This is a genomic window from Pseudomonas abieticivorans (assembly GCF_023509015.1).
Taxonomy (GTDB): Bacteria; Pseudomonadota; Gammaproteobacteria; order Pseudomonadales; family Pseudomonadaceae; genus Aquipseudomonas; species Aquipseudomonas abieticivorans.
In genome coordinates this window covers 1,576,400-1,597,309 of record NZ_CP094975.1, presented here as the reverse complement: position 1 = coordinate 1,597,309, position 20,910 = coordinate 1,576,400, and the positions used below count along the sequence as shown (strand labels likewise).

General features: G+C 61.2%; 21 protein-coding genes and 2 tRNA genes. 10 read left to right on the top strand and 13 right to left on the bottom strand.

Annotated elements, in window-relative coordinates; genetic code table 11:
• Positions 1 to 18: 18 nt before the first annotated feature.
• Together L9B60_RS07250 and L9B60_RS07245 are read right to left on the bottom strand one after the other, a co-directional pair.
• Positions 19 to 95, bottom strand: a tRNA-Met gene (locus L9B60_RS07250).
• Positions 86 to 361 (bottom strand): hypothetical protein, encoded by a 276-nt coding sequence (locus L9B60_RS07245; protein ID WP_249677641.1) that lies wholly within the window; start codon positions 359 to 361, stop codon positions 86 to 88. The genes L9B60_RS07250 and L9B60_RS07245 overlap by 10 nt, the downstream gene beginning before the upstream one ends.
• Here L9B60_RS07245 and L9B60_RS07240 point away from each other — a divergent pair.
• The 3 genes from L9B60_RS07240 (at position 360) to L9B60_RS07230 (ending at position 3,528) form a co-directional block, all read left to right on the top strand.
• Positions 360 to 1,577 (top strand): MFS transporter, encoded by a 1,218-nt coding sequence (locus L9B60_RS07240; RefSeq protein ID WP_249677639.1) that lies wholly within the window; start codon positions 360 to 362, stop codon positions 1,575 to 1,577. The genes L9B60_RS07245 and L9B60_RS07240 overlap by 2 nt on opposite strands.
• A 119-nt stretch (positions 1,578 to 1,696) precedes the next feature.
• Positions 1,697 to 2,947: an AAA family ATPase gene (locus tag L9B60_RS07235; RefSeq protein WP_249677638.1), complete on the top strand. Its 1,251-nt coding sequence runs from the start codon at positions 1,697 to 1,699 to the stop codon at positions 2,945 to 2,947.
• Entirely contained in the window at positions 2,944 to 3,528 is a 585-nt protein-coding gene (locus tag L9B60_RS07230; protein WP_249677636.1) for a hypothetical protein, read from the top strand. The genes L9B60_RS07235 and L9B60_RS07230 overlap by 4 nt, the downstream gene beginning before the upstream one ends.
• Positions 3,529 to 3,614: 86 nt before the next feature.
• Here L9B60_RS07230 and L9B60_RS07225 read toward each other — a convergent pair whose 3' ends face one another.
• From L9B60_RS07225 to L9B60_RS07205, 5 genes are read right to left on the bottom strand one after another with little or no spacing between them, the layout of a single operon-like run.
• Positions 3,615 to 5,069, bottom strand: a complete 1,455-nt coding sequence (locus L9B60_RS07225) for an amidase (RefSeq protein WP_249677634.1) — start codon at positions 5,067 to 5,069, stop codon at positions 3,615 to 3,617.
• A gap of 56 nt (positions 5,070 to 5,125) precedes the next feature.
• Complete coding sequence (locus L9B60_RS07220; protein ID WP_249677631.1) at positions 5,126 to 6,160, bottom strand: ABC transporter substrate-binding protein; 1,035 nt, start codon at positions 6,158 to 6,160, stop codon at positions 5,126 to 5,128.
• 29 nt (positions 6,161 to 6,189) lie between these two features.
• A complete protein-coding gene (locus L9B60_RS07215) occupies positions 6,190 to 6,996 on the bottom strand; it encodes an ABC transporter permease (RefSeq protein ID WP_249677630.1) in 807 nt (268 codons plus the stop codon).
• The gene (locus tag L9B60_RS07210; protein WP_249677628.1) at positions 6,996 to 7,925 is read right to left on the bottom strand and encodes an ABC transporter permease; all 930 of its coding nucleotides are present in this window, start codon (positions 7,923 to 7,925) and stop codon (positions 6,996 to 6,998) included. The genes L9B60_RS07215 and L9B60_RS07210 overlap by 1 nt, the downstream gene beginning before the upstream one ends.
• 15 nt (positions 7,926 to 7,940) lie before the next feature.
• Positions 7,941 to 9,059, bottom strand: a complete 1,119-nt coding sequence (locus L9B60_RS07205) for an ABC transporter ATP-binding protein (protein ID WP_249677626.1) — start codon at positions 9,057 to 9,059, stop codon at positions 7,941 to 7,943.
• Between the two features lie 232 nt (positions 9,060 to 9,291).
• On the opposite strand from L9B60_RS07205, the gene L9B60_RS07200 reads away from it, so the two are divergent.
• Positions 9,292 to 10,188, top strand: coding sequence for a LysR substrate-binding domain-containing protein (locus L9B60_RS07200; RefSeq protein ID WP_249677624.1), 897 nt, complete (start codon positions 9,292 to 9,294; stop codon positions 10,186 to 10,188).
• A 95-nt stretch (positions 10,189 to 10,283) separates the two neighbouring features.
• Here the strand turns inward: L9B60_RS07200 and L9B60_RS07195 are convergent, their stop codons facing one another.
• The 6 genes from L9B60_RS07195 to hemA all read right to left on the bottom strand — a co-directional run bounded on the left by L9B60_RS07195 (position 10,284) and on the right by hemA (position 15,654).
• Positions 10,284 to 10,805, bottom strand: coding sequence for an acyloxyacyl hydrolase (locus L9B60_RS07195; RefSeq protein ID WP_249677622.1), 522 nt, complete (start codon positions 10,803 to 10,805; stop codon positions 10,284 to 10,286).
• Between the two features lie 119 nt (positions 10,806 to 10,924).
• Positions 10,925 to 11,725, bottom strand: coding sequence for a glutamate racemase (murI, locus tag L9B60_RS07190; RefSeq protein WP_249677620.1), 801 nt, complete (start codon positions 11,723 to 11,725; stop codon positions 10,925 to 10,927).
• Positions 11,718 to 12,473, bottom strand: coding sequence for a molybdopterin-synthase adenylyltransferase MoeB (locus L9B60_RS07185; RefSeq protein ID WP_249677618.1), 756 nt, complete (start codon positions 12,471 to 12,473; stop codon positions 11,718 to 11,720). The genes murI and L9B60_RS07185 overlap by 8 nt, the downstream gene beginning before the upstream one ends.
• A complete protein-coding gene (gene prmC / locus L9B60_RS07180; RefSeq protein WP_249677616.1) occupies positions 12,467 to 13,297 on the bottom strand; it encodes a peptide chain release factor N(5)-glutamine methyltransferase in 831 nt (276 codons plus the stop codon). Before prmC ends, L9B60_RS07185 begins: the two co-directional genes overlap by 7 nt.
• Positions 13,298 to 14,380: a peptide chain release factor 1 gene (prfA, locus tag L9B60_RS07175; protein WP_249677614.1), complete on the bottom strand. Its 1,083-nt coding sequence runs from the start codon at positions 14,378 to 14,380 to the stop codon at positions 13,298 to 13,300.
• Positions 14,377 to 15,654 carry a glutamyl-tRNA reductase gene (gene hemA / locus L9B60_RS07170; RefSeq protein WP_249677612.1) on the bottom strand — a complete coding sequence of 426 codons (1,278 nt, stop codon included), beginning with the start codon at positions 15,652 to 15,654 and terminating at the stop codon, positions 14,377 to 14,379. Before hemA ends, prfA begins: the two co-directional genes overlap by 4 nt.
• 175 nt (positions 15,655 to 15,829) lie before the next feature.
• Between hemA and L9B60_RS07165 the strand changes: the two genes are divergently transcribed.
• The 6 genes from L9B60_RS07165 (at position 15,830) to L9B60_RS07140 (ending at position 20,868) form a co-directional block, all read left to right on the top strand.
• Positions 15,830 to 17,557: a tetratricopeptide repeat protein gene (locus L9B60_RS07165; RefSeq protein WP_249677610.1), complete on the top strand. Its 1,728-nt coding sequence runs from the start codon at positions 15,830 to 15,832 to the stop codon at positions 17,555 to 17,557.
• A gap of 4 nt (positions 17,558 to 17,561) precedes the next feature.
• Positions 17,562 to 18,179 carry a lipoprotein insertase outer membrane protein LolB gene (gene lolB, locus L9B60_RS07160; protein ID WP_249677608.1) on the top strand — a complete coding sequence of 206 codons (618 nt, stop codon included), beginning with the start codon at positions 17,562 to 17,564 and terminating at the stop codon, positions 18,177 to 18,179.
• Between the two features lies 1 nt (position 18,180).
• Positions 18,181 to 19,056 carry a 4-(cytidine 5'-diphospho)-2-C-methyl-D-erythritol kinase gene (ispE, locus tag L9B60_RS07155; protein WP_249677606.1) on the top strand — a complete coding sequence of 292 codons (876 nt, stop codon included), beginning with the start codon at positions 18,181 to 18,183 and terminating at the stop codon, positions 19,054 to 19,056.
• A 10-nt stretch (positions 19,057 to 19,066) separates the two neighbouring features.
• Positions 19,067 to 19,141: transfer RNA gene (locus L9B60_RS07150), tRNA-Gln, on the top strand.
• Positions 19,142 to 19,188: 47 nt separating this feature from the next.
• Positions 19,189 to 20,130 (top strand): ribose-phosphate pyrophosphokinase, encoded by a 942-nt coding sequence (locus L9B60_RS07145; protein ID WP_249677603.1) that lies wholly within the window; start codon positions 19,189 to 19,191, stop codon positions 20,128 to 20,130.
• A gap of 138 nt (positions 20,131 to 20,268) precedes the next feature.
• Positions 20,269 to 20,868 (top strand): 50S ribosomal protein L25/general stress protein Ctc, encoded by a 600-nt coding sequence (locus L9B60_RS07140; RefSeq protein ID WP_249677601.1) that lies wholly within the window; start codon positions 20,269 to 20,271, stop codon positions 20,866 to 20,868.
• Positions 20,869 to 20,910 lie beyond the last annotated feature (42 nt).

Sequence of the window (20,910 nt, the reverse complement as noted above, 5' to 3'; positions counted from 1 at the left end):
TAAGCCCTTTTTCGGATTTGGTGGCTACACAGGGACTTGAACCCCGGACCCCAGCATTATGAATGCTATGCTCTAACCAACTGAGCTATGTAGCCAACTTGGCGCGCATTATTCCCTCCAAATCAAAAGGTGTCAAGCGTCGTTTGAAAAAAATGTTGTATGCGATCAAAAACTTAGCTTTTCCCTCCTTCCGTCGGCCAGCGATCCTGCCCCGGCTTGAAATTCGATAGCAAGCTGACATTTTTTGTTTCATTGTTAGCAATCCGCCCCCAAAAAATGGCACATTGGCCTTTCTCAGCTTTAGCTGCGCCTTTTCGCGGCACTGCCCTGCGTCATCACTGAATGTCTGGACGATTTTCATGGCTACCAGCAACGCTCCAACCAGCGCGGCCCCGTCGGCTGCCTCCCCACAAAGCAGCCCGCTGGTCATGCGCATCATCGGCGCCTGCGCGCTGGCGCATTTGATCAACGACCTGATCCAGTCGGTACTGCCGTCGATCTACCCGATGCTCAAGGCCAACTATGGCTTGAGCTTTACCCAGGTGGGCCTGATTACCCTGACGTTTCAGATCACTGCGTCCTTACTGCAGCCGTGGGTGGGTTTCTACACCGACCGCAATCCCAAGCCGTACCTGTTGCCCCTGGGCACGATCTGTACTTTGGTGGGTATCGTGATGCTGGCGTTCGTGGGCAGCTTCCCGATGATCCTGCTGGCGGCGGCGCTGGTGGGGATTGGCTCCTCGACCTTCCACCCGGAAACCTCGCGCATTGCCCGGCTGGCTTCCGGTGGGCGCTATGGGCTGGCGCAGTCGACCTTTCAGGTGGGCGGTAACGCAGGGTCTGCGTTTGGCCCACTGCTGGCGGCGGCGCTGATCATTCCGTTCGGCCAGGGTAACGTGGCGTATTTTGGTTTGTTCGCGTTGTTTGCCTTGGGCGTGACCTGGATGCTGAGCCAGTGGTACCGCGAGCATCTGAACCTGTTCAAGGCCAAGAAAGGCGGGCAGGCCACCCATGGCCTGTCCAAGCGTCGGGTAACGGCAGCCTTGGTGGTGCTGGGCCTGCTGGTGTTTTCCAAGTATTTCTACATGGCCAGTTTCACCAGTTACTTCACCTTCTACCTGATCGAGAAGTTCGACCTGTCGGTGGCCAGTTCGCAGTTGCACCTGTTCCTGTTCTTGGGGGCGGTGGCGGCAGGTACCTTCTTTGGCGGGCCGATAGGCGACAAGATCGGCCGCAAGGCGGTGATCTGGTTCTCGATCCTGGGCGTGGCGCCGTTCACCCTGATGCTGCCGTACGTGGACCTGTTCTGGACCACGGTGCTCAGCGTGATCATCGGCTTTATCCTGGCGTCGGCCTTCTCGGCCATCGTGGTGTTCGCGCAAGAGTTGGTACCGGGTAACGTCGGCATGATCGCCGGGGTGTTCTTCGGTCTGATGTTCGGCTTTGGCGGTATTGGTGCCGCGCTGCTGGGGCACCTGGCGGACATTCACGGTATCGAATACGTGTACACGCTGTGTTCGTTCCTGCCGCTGTTCGGGATACTGACGGTTTTGTTGCCCAATACAAAAAAGGCTTGAACCGGTAGGCCCGCCTGATGCGGGCCTTTTCAATTCCCGTTACACCTCTTCGATAGTCGCAGGCCTGCGGCAGCCCTACCATCGACCTTCCCCTGACTCACACCATGGAAGGTCTGATCATGTTGAAGCGGCTCTCTCTGACAGGCGTCGGCCCGGCAGCCACGTTCGGCCCGGTGGATTTCGCGCCCAGGCTTAATTTCATCACCGGCGACAACGGCCTGGGCAAAAGCTTTTTACTAGACGCTGCCTGGTACGTGTTGACCCGCACCTGGGCGCGGGATGTACCGATCGTGCCGCGGGTGAACACGGCTGATTGCCTGATCACCTATGGCCTGGAGGGCCAACCGGAACGCATGATTCGTTGCCACGCCGGGCGCTGGAGCGCCGGGCAGGACCCGCAAGCGGACCCTGCCGTGGTTATTTATGCCGGGAACGATGGCAGCTTTTCTGCGTGGGACCCACAACGCAATGCGGCGGCCGATACCTCAGCGCCCGATCAGGAAGCCATCCACGCCTTTCACTTCAGTGCAGAACAGGTCTGGCAGGGCGCGCGCTCTGCCCGTGGCACCAACCTGTGCAATGGCCTGATCCACGACTGGGTGCGTTGGCAGCAAGCCGGCAGCCGGCCTTTCGAGGAACTGGTGCGGGTGCTGGGGGCGCTGTCACCCTCGGAGCATGAGCAACTGACCCCCGGCGAGCCCTGTTACCTCGGCCCCCTGGATGAAACCCAATACCCCACGTTGCGCCAGGCATATGGTGAGGTCCCGCTCAACCAAGCCTCGGCCGGTATGCGCCGCATCGCGGCACTGGCCTACATGCTGGTCTGGACCTGGAACGCGCATTTGCGGGCTTGTCGCCTGCGCTCGGTGTCGCCTGCCAGCCACGTGGTGTTTTTGATGGACGAAATCGAATGCCACCTGCACCCACAGTGGCAGCGGCGCATCGTGCCAGCGTTGCTCGCGGTGGTGAGGGCCATGACCGGTTCGCAGGTGGCGGTTCAAATCATTTTGGCGACCCATTCGCCGTTGGTGATGGCTTCGGCCGAGCCCGACTTTGAAGAGGGCCTGGATGCGGTGTTTACGGTGCAACTGGAACAGGGCCGGGCGAAAGTCGAGCAGGCCATCTGGGCCAAGCAAGGCGACGTGGTGAACTGGCTGGTGTGCGATGTGTTCGGGTTGGACCAGGCCCGCTCGCTCGAAGCCGAACAGGCTATCGCCGCGGCCGACGCCTGGATGCTGGGCGAGTACGAGCAATTGCCGCCAGGCTTGGACAGCCGTGAGGCCATCCACGATGAGTTGCTGCGGGTATTACCCAGTGGCGACCACTTCTGGCCCTGCTGGATCGTATCTGCCGGCGAGCACGTCTTATGATCCCGGTCACCGCAACCGAAGAGCCGCCTGATTTCGACCAGCGCTGCCGCCAGCGCGGCAACGCCTGGCTGGACCAAAACCCAGACGCGCGACGGCCCAAGGACCTCTGGTCGCCCTTCAGGCCGCGCCTGGCCGATAGTTTCAACAACCGTTGTGCCTTCGCCGCCATGTACATCCCCAGCGGCACGGTGGACCATTTCCTCAGTTGCGACGAAGACCGTACGCGGGCTTATGAATGGTCGAATTTTCGCTATGTGGATAACTGGATCAACAGCGCCAAGGGCAACAAGAAAGTGGCCGACATCCTCGACCCATTCGACATGCAGCCAGGCTGGTTCGAGATTTCGCTACCGTCGCTCCAGTTGGTACTGACTGATCGCATACCGGCCAAATATCGGGAGCGGGCCGAGAAGACCTTGCATACCCTGCCGATTCACGATGACGAGCGACTGCTGCGGGTGCGCCGACAATGGTTGCGCCTGTACGAAGAGGGGCGGCTGAGCCTGGACGGGTTGCGAGAGATGGCGCCGCTGATTGCCGAGGCAGTGGAGCGGCGCAGTATACCCGGTGTTGAACAGTGATCTTTTCACGGATGAATCCGCTCCTAACGGGTATCGAATGCCTCTTTGTAGGAGCGGATTGATCCGCGAAAGGCACAGCGCCAATATCACTGAAGCAACGGCGAAGGGCATCGTTTGAACCACTGGCTGGCCTGTTCATAGGCATGGGCGATCTGCAGCACGGCCATGTCCGCATGGTGCTTGCCAATGATCTGCAGGCCCATCGGCAACCCCTGTGCATTGAAGCCTACCTGCACGTTGGCCACCGGGCAGCCCGACAGCGTACCGGGGATCACCACTTCCATCCAACGGTGATAGGTGTCCATGCTCACGCCGTTCACCGACTGTGGCCAGGCTAGGCTTTTGTCGAACGGGAATACCTGGGCGCTGGGCAGCAGCAGGTAATCGTAACGTTCAAACAGGCGGCTGATGGCGCGGTACCACTCGGTGCGTGTCACCGACGCCTGGTACACATCGCTGGCGCTCAAGCGCAGGCCGTTTTCCACTTCCCAGCAAGCTTCGGGTTTTAACCGTGAGCGTTTATCCGGGTCGTTGTAATGCCGCCCCAAAGAACCCGCCACCATCCAATGGCGCAGCGTGCGCCAGCAGTCCCACAGGCGCTGCGGGGCGAAGTCGCAGGCCGCCTGTTCGACCGTGCAGCCCAGGCTTTCGAAGTGGGCGAAGGCTTTTTCACACAGTTCGAGAATGCCGCCTTCCATGGGCAGGTAGCCATTGAAATCGCCCAGCCAACCGATGCGGCTGCCTTTGAAGTCACGTGCCAGTTCGCCGGCAAAACCTGCCCCGGACTCGGCGATAGACAGCGGGGCGCGGGCATCGAAGCCGGCTTGCACCGAGAGCAGCAAGGCGGCATCGCGAACGCTGCGGGCCATGGGCCCTTCGTAGCCGAGTTGGTCGACGAACAGGTCGGCACTGTCGTCAAACGGCACGCGGCCTTGGGATGGTCTGAAACCAAATATGTTGTTGAACGCGGCCGGGTTGCGCAGTGAGCCCATCATGTCGCTGCCATCGGCCACGGGCACCAAATGCATGGCCAATGCAGCGGCGGCGCCACCGCTGCTGCCGCCTGCGGTCTTGCTCGGGTCGTAGGCGCAACCGGTGGCGCCGAACACCGGGTTGTAGGTGTGCGAGCCCAGGCCGAACTCCGGGGTGTTGCTTTTGCCGATGATGATCGCGCCGGCTTTTTTCAGGCGTTCGACCATGATTCCGTCATGGTCCGGGATAAAGTCTTTGTACAGCGGCGAGCCCAAGGTGGTGCGAATGCCACGGGTCAGCGACAAGTCTTTCACCGCGTGGGGCAGGCCATGCATCCAGCCATGGTAGATGCCCCGGGTCAATTCGGCGTCGCGAGCGTCGGCCTGGGCCAGCAGGTCATCGGCCGGTTGCAGGCTGATCAACGCGTTCACCCGTGGGTTGAAGCGTTCGATATGGGCCAAGTAGGTGTGCATCACTTCGCGGCAGGACACTTCACGCAAGCGAATTTTTTCGGCGAGTTCATGGGCCTGCAGCAGTACCAGTTCGCTGACATTATTGTGGGTGGTCATGACGTCAAACCTTTACAGCCAAAAGAAACGCCCGGCATGAGCGCCGGGCGCATGAGTCAACGCATCAGGCTGGTCCACAGCCGGTCGGCCAGGCGGATCGCGCCTTCGCCGCAGGTCTGGCTGAACACCACCTTGGTGCCGGTGGGAATGTGCAGCTCAGGTGCGTCTTTCAGGCTTGGGTCCAGGAACGGCTCCACGCCTTTGATCGGGCTCTGGTGCTTGAGAAAGTTCTGGGTCAGCGCGGCGTTTTCCGGCTGGCTCAGGAAGGCGATGAATTTTTTCGCGTTGTCCGGGTTTTTGCTGCCCTTGGGGATGACCATGTTATCCACCCAGGCCATCACGCCTTCCTTGGGGTAGAGGTAGGCCAGGCTTGGCTTCATTTCCCGGGCGCGCAGCGATGAACCACCCCAGAACATCGACATGTCGATTTCGCCCGATGCCAGGTTCTCGCGGATCGAACCGGCCTTGGAGCTGAAGGTCTTGACGTAGGGCTTCTGCGCCTTGAGCAAGGTCAGCACCTGTTGCATCTGCTTGGGGTCTTCACTGCACAGCGGGATACCCAGGTACAGGCTGGCGGTGTCGATTACTTCGCTGGTGGAGTCGAACATGTTGATCCGCCCTTGCAGCTCCGCCGGCGGGTGGTACAGCACGTCATAGCTGTCCAGCGGGCCCTTGTAACGCTCGGTGTTCAGCACCACGCTGGTGGTGCCCCAGATAAAGGGCACCGAGTAGGCGCCTTGCGGGTCCCAGGTCGGCTTTTGCAGGTTATCCACGACGTTGGCGTAGTACGGCTGGCTCACGGGATCAAAGCGCTCCAGCAGGTTTTCCTTGATCAGGATGGGCACGAACTGGTGCGAGGGAATGGCCACGTCATAACCGCCGCCGCCTTGCTTGAGCTTGGCCAGCAGGGTTTCGTTGGAGTCATAGGAGTCGACGGTCACCTTGATGCCGGATTCTTTCTCGAACTTGTTGAGAATGTCCGGCGAAAAGTAGCCGCTCCAGCTCACTACGTTCAATTGTTCGGCGGCCTGCGCGGCACCTGCCACGCTTAATGCCAGTGAAAGCCCTATGGTGCTCATCAACGTCTTCATGCGGTAAATCCCCAGGGTTGAACAAAGGCTCAGGCTTTCTGTTTGCCGAGCAGGAAGGAAAGCGTGACGAACAACACCGACACGCCAAGGATCAGCGTGGAAACGGCGTTCACGTCGGGCGTGACACCCATGCGCAGCAGGCCAAAGATAAAGATCGGCAGGGTGGTGGTGCCGGCCTGGGACACCATCATCGAAATCACGAAGTTATCCAGCGACACGATGAAGGCCAGCATCAGCCCGGAAAAAATCCCCGGCATCAGCAGCGGCAGGGTGACCTTGCGAAAGACCCGCCACGGCGAGGCGTACAGGTCGGCTGCAGCCTGCTCCAGCGACAGGTCCATGTCGTTTAACCGAGCGCGAATCGGCAGGTAGGCGAAGGGAATGCAGAACACTGTGTGGGCGATGATCAGGTTGCCGTAGCCCAATGACACGCCCAAGGTGGAGAACAGCGCCAAGGTGGCGACGCCGACCACGATTTCCGGCAGTACCAGTGGCAGCATGATCGCGCCCATGGACAGCTGCATGCCGCGGAACTTGGCACCCCGCGAGGTGCCCAGCGCCGCCAGGGTGGCGATGGCGGTGGCGATCATGCTGGCGCACACCGCGATCAGCAGGCTGTTGCCGGCGGCCTGGCGCAGGGCCTGGTTGGCGAAGGCGGCGCGGTACCAGTCCAGGCTGAAGCCGGTCCACACGGTGGCCGATTGGTTGGCGTTGAAGGAGTACACCACCAGCACCACGATGGGCGCGTACAGGTACAGGTAGAACAGAAAGCTGAAGCCGCCAAAACCGGGGAAGTCCTGCACGCTGCGCCGGCCACGGGTTAATAGACTCAACATTACAGACCTCCTCGGGCCAGGCGCTGGCGCTCGGCGCGCAGTGCATACAAGGTCAACACCAGCATCACCGCCGCCATCAGCACCAGCGACAAGGCCGCACCGAACGGCCAGTTACGGGCATCGCTGAACTGGCGGAAGATCAGGTTGCCGAGCATCATCTTGGTCCCGCCACCGAGCAGCTCCGGGGCAATCATGGCGCCCAGGCAGGGCACGAAAGTGAGGATCGCACCGGCCATGATGCCGGGCTTGGCGATGGGCAAAACCACTTTGGTCAGGGTGCGCCAGCGCCCGGCGTACAGGTCTTGCGCGGCCTCCAGCAGGCGGATGTCCATCTTTTCCAGGGTGGCGTAGATGGGCAGCACCACGAAAGGCGCGTAGGTGTAGACCAGCCCCAGCAGCACCGCGCCGTCGGTGTACAGCAGCGGCAAGGGTTGCTGGATCAGGCCCAGGCCCATCAGGCCGTTGTTGATGACGCCGGTGTTGCGCAGCAGCAGAATCCAGGCGTAAGTGCGGATCAGCAGGTTGGCCCAGAACGGCACCGTGATCAGGAAGATCAGCAGGCCGCGGCGCCGCGCCGGCTGCATCGCCAGCCACACCGCTACCGGAAAGCCGATCAGCAGGGTAATCAACGTGGTCAGCCCGGCGATGCCGATCGAGCGCAGGGCGATCATCAGGTAGGAGTCGGCGAAGGCCAAACTGTCATCCATCTGCCGCTCGAACAGCAGCGAGGTGTAGGCCTCGGTGCTGAATACCTTGTTCACCCCACCGTAGGGGTTGGCCTCCATCAGCGAATAGCCGATCACGATCACAATCGGCACGATCAGGAACAGGCCGATGGCGAGCAGTGCCGGCGAAACTCCCAGGAACTGCTTGAACGCCTTGCGCCGCTCCAGCACGCCGGGGCGCGCCAAGGTAATGACTTCATTCATGGTGGGTCCCCTGGGTCAGTCGAGCAGCACGCTGGCGCTGTCCTTGTCCAACAGCAGGCCTGCGCGGCAACCGGCGGGGAAACGCTGGCGCTGCCCGGCATTGTTGGGCGAGCGTACGGTCAGGCGGCTGCCGTCGTTGAGTTGCACCTGGTATTGCAGGTCGGTGCCCAGGTAAATCTGGTTTTCCACGGTGCATTGGATGGCGCCGTGGTAGGGCAATTCGGTCAATTGCAGGCGTTCGGGGCGGATCGACAGGTTGACTCTGGTACCTACGCCAGCGCCTTCGGGCATCTGCGCCTGCAGGGGTTCGCCGCCTGGGCCCTTATACAGCGCATGGCCGTTACCCACGTGGCTGACAGTGGCTTCGATGAAGTTGGTTTCGCCAATGAAGTCGGCGACGAAGCGGTTGCGCGGGCGTTCGTAGATGTCGTCGGGGCTGCCCACTTGCTGCACTTGGCCATTGGCCAACACCGCGATACGGTCGGACATGGTCAGGGCTTCTTCCTGGTCATGGGTGACGAAGATAAAGGTGATGCCGGTCTTGGCCTGGATCGCCTTGAGTTCCTCGCGCATGGCCTGGCGCAGCTTCAAGTCCAGCGCGGACAGGGGTTCGTCCAGCAGCAACACCTTGGGGTGGGGGGCCAAGGCCCTGGCCAGTGCCACACGCTGTTGCTGGCCGCCGGACAACTGCGCGGGGCGGCGCTCGGCAAAGCGCTCCATTTGCACCATGGCCAGCATCTCGCGAACCCGCTCGGCGATTTGCGCCTTGCTCAGGGTTCGTCCCATGGGCTGCGACTCCAGGCCGAAGGCCAGGTTTTGCGCGATGCTCATGTGCGGGAACAGGGCATAGTGCTGGAACACCGTGTTGACCGGGCGCTGATAAGGCGGCAGGTTTGCAATGTTTTCGCCATACAGCTGGATCTCGCCAGCGGTGGGGAACTCGAAGCCTGCGATCATCCGCAACAGGGTGGTCTTGCCACAGCCCGAGGGGCCGAGCAGGGTAAAGAACTCGTTGTCGTGGATGTCCAGGTTGACGTGCTTGAGGGCAACGGGACCGGTTTGCGGATCACCATAGACCTTGCGGACCGAGCGGATGGAAACAGCCGGCATTTGACGCGAATGCAGGGCGTTCATGCAGTACCTCCGATTCCCCCATCGTTTTTGCGAGATTCCGGTCAGCCGGAGTCGCATCTAAACGACGGAATATTATTGTTCTGGCAGGATTCGAGAATGATGAAGCGGGTGCTGGGCGGCTTTTGTTTTTCTGCTTTGGCTCGATTATCAAACAGCGATTGCAGGGGAGAAAGATCAATTTTAACATAGCAGCTGTTAAATAATTTAACAGCAAGGTGAGGTGATCCGACCCATGTCCAACCTGCGTTTGCCCCCCCTCAATGCGATCCGTGCCTTTGACGCAGCTGCGCGGTTGGGCAGCTATGTCGAGGCGGCCAAGGCCTTGCACGTTACCCAGCCGGCCGTGGGCCGGCATGTGAAGCTGCTGGAAGAATGGCTCGGCATTCAACTGTTCGAGCGCACTTCGCGTGGCGTGACGCTGACGCCGTCTGGGCGCAAGTACCACCAGAAGATCGCCCGTGCCTTGCAGCAGATCATCGACGCCGGGCAAGAACTGCAGCCGGGCAGCGCCGAGCGCTGGCTGCGCATCATGGCGGTGCCGGGCTTTGCCAAGCGCTGGCTGACTCCAAGGCTTGAGTCCATACGCCACTTGCGCCCTGGGCTGAAAGTGGCGATCGAACCCAACTCCACCTTTACCGAGGTCGACAGCAAGGCCGCTGACCTGGGCATCGGCTATGGCGTCGAGGGCCAGTACCCGCATGTGCGGGCCACGCTGATTCGGCCGCGGGTATTTCCAATTTGTTCGCCGGCGTATCTGGCCAGCATCGAACCCATCCTGCAGCCCCTGGACCTGATCAAGCACAACCTGATTCATTACGACGATGGCGAGTGGTGGAACATGTGGTTCAACGCCTTGGGCATCGATTCGCAGCTCAGTACCGACGTGCTTTACGTCAGTAATGACCATGCGTTGTCGGTGGCCGAAAGCGGGCAGGGCATTGCCCTGGCGAACGAGGTGTTGGTGCGCGACGAATTGAAGGCTGGCACGCTGGTGCGCGCGGTAGATGTTGAGGTGGCGTTGGAGAGTTATCAGTTGATCACGCCGGCAGGTGAGTCCACGGCGGACATTGACTGGTTTGCGCAGTGGTTGGCCGATGCCTTGCGCGATGAGTTTCCCGAGGCGGTTTGATGGCGGTGAGTCAGGGGTGTCGGTGTCGCGTTTTTCGCGGATGAATCCGCTCCTGTAGGAGCGGATTCATCCGCGAAGCCGTCGCCGCCTATCTATCAGTTAAGCGGGAAACGGTAATTCAGCGAGTAGGATTGAATCCCATCATTGGGCTCCTTGATCCCGGCGTTGGAGTAGTGCGTCGCGCGAATGGACACTTCCTGGCCACCGGCAAAGCGCAAGCCTGCGCCGATGCGGTCTTCGAAGTTGAAGGCCGTGCCCAGTTGATCGTCGTCTACCCGCAGGCTGGAAAACACTGAAACGCCGATGCCGGCTTCAATGAATGGCTTGACCGAGTCGCCCGCGAACTCATAAACGAATACCGGCGCAAACGAAAGCGTGTTGCTGTTGGAGCCCTTGCTGCTGTCCCAGTAGGTATAGGCCCCGTCCCAATACCCTGTCAGGCGGCCGGTGCTGGTTTGCCACCAGCTCTTGTCCCAGTTCGACTGCAAGCCCAACCGATACGTCATGGTGGAACCATCGGTGTGCCCTACCGACACCGACGCATCAAGCGCCTGTGCCGTCATGCTTTGCCCCAGGGTGAAGGCCGCAAGCGCGGCCAAACAGAACAGCTTCTTCATAAGAAACATCCTATTTCGAATGCAATTTTTAGTGTTGTGAGTCGCTCGTCAGACGAAACAATAGAAATCGGCAGATCGTTGTAAGTTCAGTGGTACGTAGCGATTTTTATCGATTTTTGTTACCGGCTGAAGCTTCGCACAATGTCAGACGGTTTCCATAGTGTCGGTAGGATGTTTCTGAAGTGTTCCGGGCTGGCGCTGGTCCAGAACTGGGCTTGCCGGGCAGGGCCGTTGGCCAGCAATTGATCCTTTTCCAACAGCCGCTGCAGCTGCCGGGCCACGGCGGCGCCTGTATCAATCAGGATAATCGTGGGCGGGATCATCTGGCTGAGCAGGGGCTTGAGGAACGGGTAATGGGTGCACCCCAGGATGAGTGTGTCGCAACCTGCGTCGAGCAAGGGCTGTACGTAGCCCGCCAACAGTTCGCGCAACACGGGGCTGTGCAGGTCGCCGGCTTCGATCAATTCCACAAGGCCCGGGCAGGGCTGGGTGATCACCTTCACATCATTGGCGAAACGGTCGAGCAGGGCGGCGAACTTGGCGCTTTGCAGGGTGCCCGTGGTTGCCAATACCCCGACCACGCCGCTGCGGGTGGCGGCGGCGGCTGGCTTGACTGCAGGTTCCATACCGACGATGGGCCAGAGGGGGTGACGTTCGCGCAGGTCGGCCACGGCGGCGACGGTGGCGGTGTTGCACGCCAGTACCAGGGCCTTGGCGCCCTGCTCAAGGAAGAAATCGGCCACCTGGGCGCAGCGTTCGCGGATGAACGCCGGAGATTTTTCGCCGTAGGGGATATGGCCGCAATCGGCGACGTACAACAGGGACTCGGCCGGCAACAGGCGGCTTATTTCGCCCAGCACCGACAAGCCGCCGACGCCGGAATCGAAGACGCCGATCGGCGCCTCGCGGCCTTCAGCCATGGGCACTGCCACACACCGCGCAGCCCGGGTCGCGCTTGACCCGCAGCTCGCGAAAGCGCGTGCCCAGGGCGTCGATCAGCAGCAGGCGGCCCACCAACGGTTCGCCGAATTGGGCCAGCAGTTTCAGCGCTTCCAAGGCTTGCAGGCTACCCACCAGGCCCACCAATGGGCCCACCACGCCAGCTTCGCTGCAGGTCAGCTCGGCTTCGCTGCCATGCCCATACAGGCAGTGGTAGCAGGGGCTTTCCGGGCGGCGCGGGTCGAATACCGACAGTTGGCCTTCGAGGCGAATCGCCGCGCCGCTGACCAAAGGTTTGCCGGCCGCCACGCAGGCAGCATTGACTGCCTCACGGGTGCCGAAGTTGTCTGAGCAGTCCAGCACCAGGTCGACCGCCGCCACAGCCGCCGCCAATGAGTCTTCGTCCAACGCCGCGCGGTGGGCCACCAAGGTGACCTCGGGATTGATCGCGCCCAGGCGCTGGAGCGCCGAGTCAACCTTGCTCAGGCCGACGGTAGTGGAGTCATGCAGCACCTGGCGTTGCAGGTTGGTCAGGTCGACCGTATCGAAGTCGGCCAGGTGCAACTCGCCCACGCCGGCCGCTGCCAGGTACAACGCCACCGGCGAGCCAAGGCCGCCCAGGCCGACGATCAGCGCGCGGCTGTTTTTCAGGCGTAACTGTCCGTCGATGTCGATTTGCGACAGCAACACCTGGCGGCTGTAGCGCAGCAGCTCCTGATCGCTCAGCACGACAGGCGGCCCAGGCTGATGCGTTCGTGGCCACTGAGGTCGTCACGGCTTTCGATTTGTTCGAAGTCGTGCTTGGCCAGCAGTTCGCGCACCGCGAAGGCCTGGTCGAAGCCGTGCTCCAGCAGCAGCCAGCCGCCCGGGGTCAGGTGCTGGGGGGCTTGGGCGATGATCAGGCGCAGGTCGTCCAGGCCGTCCTTGCCCGCCACCAGGGCGCTGGCCGGCTCGAAGCGCACATCGCCGGCGGCCAAGTGTGGGTCGGCGTCGGCAATGTACGGGGGGTTGCTGATGATCAGTTGGTAGCGCTCGCCCTGCAGCGCGTCGAACCAGTGGCTGGCCAGCACCCGGGCGTTGTCCAGGTGCAGGCGCTGGCGGTTGCGCTCGGCCAGGGCCACGGCCTCCTCGATACGGTCCACGGCCGTGACCTGCCAGTACGGCCGCTCGCTGGCCAATGCCAGGGCGATCGCGCCGGTACCGGTGCCCAGGTCCAGCACTTGGGCGGTGTCCACGGGCAACAGTTCCAGGGCGGTTTCTACCAGCAGTTCGGTTTCTGGCCGTGGGATCAGGGTGTGCGGCGCCACCTCCAGGTCCAGCTTCCAGAAACCTTGCTGGCCGAGGATGTACGCCACCGGCTCACCGGCGCGGCGGCGGCCCAGGTAGTCGGAAAAGGTCGCGGCCGCTTCGCTGGTTACGATGCGCTCGGGCCAGGTGTGCAGATAGCTGCGCGACTTGCCCAAGGCCGCCGCCAACAGCAGTTCGATGTCCAGGCGGGCGGTTGGCGAGTCGGGAAGCTCGGCGCCACGGAGCAGGCTGGCAATAATCGTCATTTACTCACCCAATGCCGCAAGTTGGTCTGCCTGATACTCGGCCAGCAACGGCTCGATCACCGAGTCGACGCTGCCCGCAAGGATTTCGTCCAGCGAATACAGGGTCAGGTTGACGCGATGGTCGGTCACTCGGCCCTGGGGGAAGTTATAGGTGCGGATACGTTCGGAGCGATCACCGGAACCCACCAGCAGCTTGCGCTCGCTGGCGATGGCATTGGCCGCAGCGCTGGTTTGCATGTCATTGAGCTTGGCTGACAGCCAGGACATCGCGCGGGCACGGTTCTTGTGCTGCGAGCGTTCCTCCTGGCACTCCACCACGATGCCGGTGGGCAAGTGGGTGATGCGAATCGCCGAGTCGGTCTTGTTCACGTGCTGGCCACCGGCACCCGAGGAGCGGTAGGTGTCCACGCGCAGGTCGGCCGGGTTGATCTCGATCGCCACTTGCTCGTCTGGCTCGGGCAATACCGCCACGGTGCAGGCCGAGGTGTGGATGCGGCCCTGGGATTCGGTTTCCGGCACGCGCTGTACGCGGTGGGCACCGGACTCGAACTTCAGCTTGGCGTAGACGTTATCGCCTTCGACGCGGGCAATGACCTCCTTGTAGCCGCCATGCTCACCCTCGTTCTCCGAGAGGATTTCGACGCGCCAGCCACGGCGCTCGGCATAGCGCGAATACATGCGAAACAGATCGCCGGAAAAGATCGCCGCCTCGTCGCCGCCGGTGCCCGCACGGATCTCCAGGAACACATTGCGGCCGTCGTTGGGGTCCTTGGGCAGCAACATGCGCTGCAAGCGGCTTTCCAGTTCGACGGTCTGCTCCTTGCCTTCGCGCACTTCCTCGGCCGCCATTTCGCGCATGTCCGGGTCGCTGTCCTTGAGCAGCGCCTGGGCGCCCTCCAGGTCAGCCTGCACCTTGCGCCACTCTTTATAGGTGGCGACGATGGGCTCCAGCTCCGCGTATTCGCGCGAATAGGTGCGGAAACGGGTTTGCTCGGAAATGACCTCGGCATCGCCCAGCAGGGCGGTCAATTCCTCGAAGCGGTCCTGGATCATGTCCAGTTTATTGAGCAGTGACGCTTTCATTGCGGGGGTTTATCCGTGGGGCCCTCACCGAGGGCAAAGAGTTCCTGGGCCATGGCCAGCGCATCGTGGCGGCCTTCGGCAGACAGCTTTTTAAGCTGCACGCTTGGCGCGTGCATCAACTTGTTGGTCAGGCCACGGGCCAGTTGCAACAATACCTCTTCGGCGTTGCCGCCGTTGGCCAGCAGGCGCTGGGCCTTTTGCAATTCTTCATCACGTAGGCGTTCGCTTTGCTGGCGATAGGCCCTGAGCACATCGACGGCGGCCAGTTCACGCAGGCGGGCCATGAAGTCATCGGCACCCACGCTGACCATCTGCTCGGCAGCCTGGGCCGCGCCCTGGCGGCTCTTGAGGTTTTCAGCCACGACTTCGTGAAGGTCGTCGACACTATAAAGGTAAACGTCGTCCAACTCGCCGACTTCCGGTTCGATATCGCGCGGCACGGCGATGTCGACCATGAAAATCGGTTTGTGCTTGCGCAGCTTCAGGGCGCTTTCCACCGCGCCCTTGCCCAGGATCGGCAATTGGCTGGCGGTGGAACTGATCACGATGTCGCTGTTGACCAGTTCCTGTGGGATGTCGGACAACAGCACCGCGTGGGCACCGAATTGCGCAGCCAGGAGGCTGGCGCGCTCCAGGGTGCGGTTGGCGACCACGATGCGCTTCACGCCCTGCTCATGCAGGTGGCGGGCGACCAGGGTGATGGTTTCGCCGGCGCCGATCAACAGGGCGGTGCTGCGCTGCAGGTCACTGAAAATCTGTTTGGCCAGGCTCACGGCGGCGAAGGCCACCGACACCGGGTTTTCGCCGATGGCCGTGTCGGTGCGCACTTGCTTGGCTGCGCTGAAGGTAGCCTGGAACAGCCGCCCCAGCAGCGGGCCAATGGTGCCGGCCTCGCGCGCCACGGCATAAGCGGACTTCATTTGCCCCAGGATCTGCGGCTCGCCCAGCACCAGTGAATCCAGCCCCGAGGCCACGCGCATCATGTGCCGCACCGCGGCGTCGTCCTGATGCACGTACGCACTGGCGCGCAATTCGTCTACGTTCAGCTGGTGATAATCGGCCAGCCAGCGCAATACCTCATCGGCAGCCAGGCTGTCCTGTTCGATGTACAGCTCGCTACGGTTGCAGGTAGAGAGGATCGCAGCTTCGCGGCTGTCGGTCAGGCGGCAGAGCTGCTGCAAGGCGTCGACCAGCTGCTCAGGGGTAAAGGCCACGCGTTCGCGCACGTCTACCGAGGCAGTCTTATGGTTGATTCCGAGGGCGAGGAAGGCCATTCAAGGTCGCTGATCATATCGAGGAGCCGACAATTGTCCTACTTCGCTTCACTGAGAACAACCACCGCTCTCTATTGTCCTAATAGTCTGTGCCTAGAAGTGGCCTTCCTTATGGGTTTGCCATACGGCTTGTGTCATGATGATCCGACCGCAGGTAAGTCGCCAAATCCCCAATATGAATAGATCCTCCGCGTTGTTCCTCGCATTTGTCATGCTCAACGGCTGCCAGTCCTGGTCTCCGACCCGGCACGACGGGGCTGCTCCCGTTGCCGACAGCACGCCTGCGCCGGTTGCCAAGCCGCAGGTGTACAAGTCGTTCAGTGAAGAAACCGTGTTCAACTTGCTGACGGCGGAGCTGGCGGGCCAGCGCAACCGCTTCGACATTGCCCTGGATAACTACGTCGCGGAGGCCAACAAAACCCAAGACCCGGGGGTTTCCGAGCGCGCCTATCGTATTGCCGAATATGTCGGCGCCGACCAGGTAGCCCTGGATACCTCGCTGTTGTGGGCCAAAAACGCCCCGACCGACCTCGACGCCCAGCGCGCCGCCGCCATCCAGTTAGCGCGCAATGGCCGTTACGACGAGTCGATGGTCTATATGGAGAAGGTGCTCCAAGGCCAGGGCGACACGCATTTCGACTTCCTGGCGCTGTCGGCCGCCGACACCGACCCCGAAACCCGCAAGGGTTTGCTGCAAGGGTTCGAGCGCCTGCTGAAAAAATACCCGGGTAATGGCCAGCTGATTTTCGGCAAGGCCTTGCTCATGCAACAAGATGGCGACGGCAAGGGCGCGCTGACGCTTCTGGAAGACAACCCCCCGCAAGATGGCGAAATCGCCCCGATCCTGTTGCGCGCGCGTCTGCTGCAAAGCCTGGATCGCGGCAAGGAAGCCATCCCGCTGCTGGAAAAGAACATTCGCCAGTACCCGGATGACAAGCGCCTGCGCCTGACCTACGCCCGCACCCTGGTCGAGCAGAACCGCATGGACGACGCCAAGGTGCAGTTCTCAAGCCTGGTGCAGCAGTACCCGGACGACGACGAGCTGCGCTACTCGCTGGCCCTGGTGTGCCTGGAAGCCAAGGCCTGGGATGAGGCGCAGTCCTACCTCAACGAACTGGTGGAGCGGGGCGCCCATGTCGATTCGGCGCACCTGAACCTGGGCCGCATCGCCGAAGTGCGCAACGACCCGAAAACCGCCTTGGGCGAGTACGAACAAGTGGGGCCGGGCACCGACTACCTGCCGGCGCAACTGCGCCTGACCGACATCCTGGTGTCCAGCGGCAAGGCCACCGAGGCCTCCAAGCGCCTGGCCGACGCTCGTGATGCCCAGCCTGACTACGCCATTCAGCTGTACTTGATCGAGGCCGAGACGCTGGCCAACAACAACAAGGAGGCGCAGGCCAACCAGGTGCTGGACCAGGCGTTGAAGATGTACCCCGACGACCTGAACCTGCTGTACACCCGCGCCATGCTCGCCGAAAAGCGCGATGACCTGACGCAAATGGAAAAAGACCTGCGCGCCATCATCAAACGCGAGCCCGACAACGCCATGGCCCTCAACGCCCTGGGCTACACCTTGTCGGACCGCACCACGCGCTACGCAGAGGCCAAGGCACTGATCGAACAGGCGCACAAGATCAACCCGGACGACCCGGCCGTGCTCGACAGCCTGGGCTGGGTGAACTACCGCCTGGGCAACCTCAACGAGGCCGAAGCCTTGCTGCGTCAAGCGTTGCAACGCTTCCCCGATCACGAAGTCGCCGCCCACCTGGGCGAGGTGCTGTGGGCCAATGGCAAGCAGCGTGAAGCCAGGCAGGTGTGGGCCAAGGCCCTGAAAGATCAACCCGATAGCCCTATTTTGCGCAGCACCGTGTTGCGCTTGACCGGATCAGAGACTCTTTAATTTTATGTTTTTGCGCCACTGCATCACTTTCTGCCTGGTTGCCCTGCTGGCCGGTTGCGCCGGCTTCGGCGGCCGTGAAGCCGTCGAAGGCACCGGTAACCCGCAACAATGGAACGCCCACAAGGCCCAGCTCAGCCAGCTCGACGGCTGGCAGATCGACGGCAAGGTGGGTATCCGCGCGCCCAAGGACTCGGGCAGTGGCACGCTGTTCTGGCTGCAGCGCCAGGATTACTACGATATTCGCCTGTCCGGCCCGCTGGGTCGCGGCGCCGCCCGCCTGACCGGGCGCCCTGGCCACGTCACCCTGGAAGTCGCCAACCAGGGCCGCTACGAGGCAGAGAGCCCAGAGACCCTGCTGCAAGATCAGTTGGGCTGGAAGCTGCCCGTTTCGCACCTGGTGTGGTGGGTGCGCGGGCTGCCAGCCCCCGACAGCAAGAGCCGCCTGACCCTGGACGGCGACAGCCGCCTGGCCAACCTGGAACAGGATGGCTGGCAGGTCGAATACTTGAGCTATGCCCAACAGAACGGCTATTGGCTACCCGATCGGATCAAGCTGCACGGTAAGGACCTGGACGTGACCCTGGTGGTCAAGACCTGGCAGCCGCGCCAACTGGGGCAATGACATGGCCCTGTCGCGCCTGACGTTGCCGGCACCGGCCAAGCTCAACCTGATGCTGCACATCATTGGTCGCCGCCCCGACGGCTACCATGAGCTGGAAACGATCTTTCAATTTCTGGATCACGGCGACGAGCTGGAATTTGCCGTGCGCGAAGACGGCGAAATCCGCTTGCACGCCGACATTGCCGGCGTGCCTCACGAAAGCAACCTGATCGTGAAAGCTGCGCGCAAGCTCAAGGCCCTGTCCGGCACCCCGCTGGGCGCCGACATCTGGTTGAAAAAGGTCTTGCCCATGGGCGGTGGCATCGGTGGCGGCAGTTCCGATGCGGCCACCACGTTGCTGGGTTTGAACTGCCTATGGCAGGCCGGCATTGATGTCGATCGCCTGGCCAGCCTGGGCCTTGCGCTGGGGGCCGACGTGCCGGTTTTCGTGCGCGGGCATGCGGCTTTTGCAGAGGGCGTGGGCGAGAAACTCACCCCCGTAGACCCTGAAGAACCGTGGTATCTGGTGCTCGTGCCGCAAGTCTCTGTAAGTACAGCAGAAATTTTTTCAGATCCGTTGTTGACACGTGATTCAGATCCCATTAAAGTGCGCCCCGTTCCCAAGGGAAATAGTCGAAATGACTGTGAAGCGGTAGTCACAAGGCGTTATCCAGAAGTACTTAACGCTTTGAATTTGCTAAAGAAATTTAGTGATGCTAGGCTAACCGGAACTGGAAGTTGTGTGTTTGGGGCCTTCCCAAGCAAAGCGGAAGCTGATAGAGTTTCGCACCTTCTTGCAGATACCCTTACAGGGTTTGTAGCGAAAGGAAGCAACGTTTCGATGTTGCATCGCAAGCTGCAAAGTCTGGCACAGGAAACGAATGCTGGGCATTCGTAGCAACAGATACAGGGGCGTCGCCAAGCGGTAAGGCAGCAGGTTTTGATCCTGCCATGCGTTGGTTCGAATCCAGCCGCCCCTGCCATTTTCCTATACTCATCCAGGTATACCCTCAGCCGGCAGGTACTGCGCGTGTCCAAGATGATGGTCTTTACGGGGAACGCTAACCCCGATCTGGCTCGGCGTGTTGTACGTCAGCTGCATATCCCACTGGGTGATGTCTCTGTCGGTAAGTTTTCCGACGGCGAAATCAGCACTGAGATTAATGAAAACGTCCGCGGTAAAGACGTCTTTATCATTCAGCCGACTTGCGCTCCGACCAACGATAACCTGATGGAACTCGTCGTGATGGCTGATGCCTTCCGTCGCTCCTCAGCGTCCCGAATCACTGCGGTGATTCCATACTTTGGTTATGCCCGTCAGGATCGCCGTCCGCGTTCCGCACGTGTGGCTATCAGCGCGAAAGTCGTTGCTGACATGCTGACCGTGGTGGGGATCGATCGTGTTCTCACGGTTGATTTGCATGCTGACCAAATCCAGGGTTTCTTCGATATCCCAGTAGATAACATCTACGGCTCCCCAGTACTGGTGGACGATATCGAAGATCAACGCTTCGAAAACCTGATGATCGTGTCCCCGGACATCGGCGGCGTCGTGCGTGCACGTGCTGTTGCCAAGTCCCTGGGCGTTGATCTGGGTATCATCGACAAGCGCCGTGAGAAAGCCAATCACTCTGAAGTGATGCATATCATCGGTGATGTCGAAGGGCGTACCTGTATTCTGGTCGATGACATGGTCGACACCGCCGGCACCCTGTGCCACGCGGCGAAAGCCTTGAAAGAGCATGGCGCTGCCAAGGTCTTTGCCTACTGCACGCACCCTGTGCTGTCGGGCAAGGCGATCCAGAATATCGAGAATTCCGTGCTGGACGAGCTGGTGGTCACTAACACCATCCCGCTGTCCGCTGCAGCACAAGCCTGCTCGCGTATCCGTCAACTGGATATCGCGCCGGTGGTTGCCGAGGCGGTTCGCCGCATCAGCAATGAAGAATCGATCAGCGCGATGTTCCGCTAAGGGCCCTGCCTTTAACGGATAGTCCGCTGACGAAAAGCGCCCCGCCCCGACATTTAGGTCGTGGCGGGGCTTTTTTGCCCATATCGCCTGAGCGCTGGTCGCAAACGCTGGGCGAATGTGGTTACTTGGAGATACACAATGAACGATTTTACTCTGAATGCTGAACTGCGTTCCGACCTGGGGAAAGGTGCGAGCCGCCGCCTGCGTCGTCTCGCAAGCCTGGTTCCAGCTGTAGTTTACGGTGGCGAAAAAGCCCCTGAATCCATCAGCATGCTGGCTAAAGAAGTTGCCAAACTGCTCGAAAACGACGCGGCCTACAGCCACATCATCGAGCTGAACGTTGGTGGCACCAAGCAGAACGTCATCATCAAGGCTCTGCAGCGCCACCCGGCCAAAGGCCACGTGCTGCACGCTGACTTCGTACGCGTCGTAGCCGGCCAGAAACTGACCGCTATCGTGCCTGTGCACTTCGTCGGCGAAGCTGCTCCGATCAAGAAAGGCGGCGAAGTTTCGCACGTTACTTCCGAGCTCGAAGTTTCTTGCCTGCCAAAAGACCTGCCTGAATTCATCGAAGTCGACCTGGCTAACGCCGAAATCGGTTCGATCATTCACCTGTCTGACCTCAAAGCCCCTAAAGGCGTTGAGTTCGTTGCACTGGCTCACGGTAACGACCTGGCTGTTGCCAACGTTCACGCGCCACGTGTAGCACCAGAAGCTGAAGAAGGCGCTGCAGAGTAAGCATTTACTCAGCACGCCGGAGTTGCTCCAGTAACATCGCGT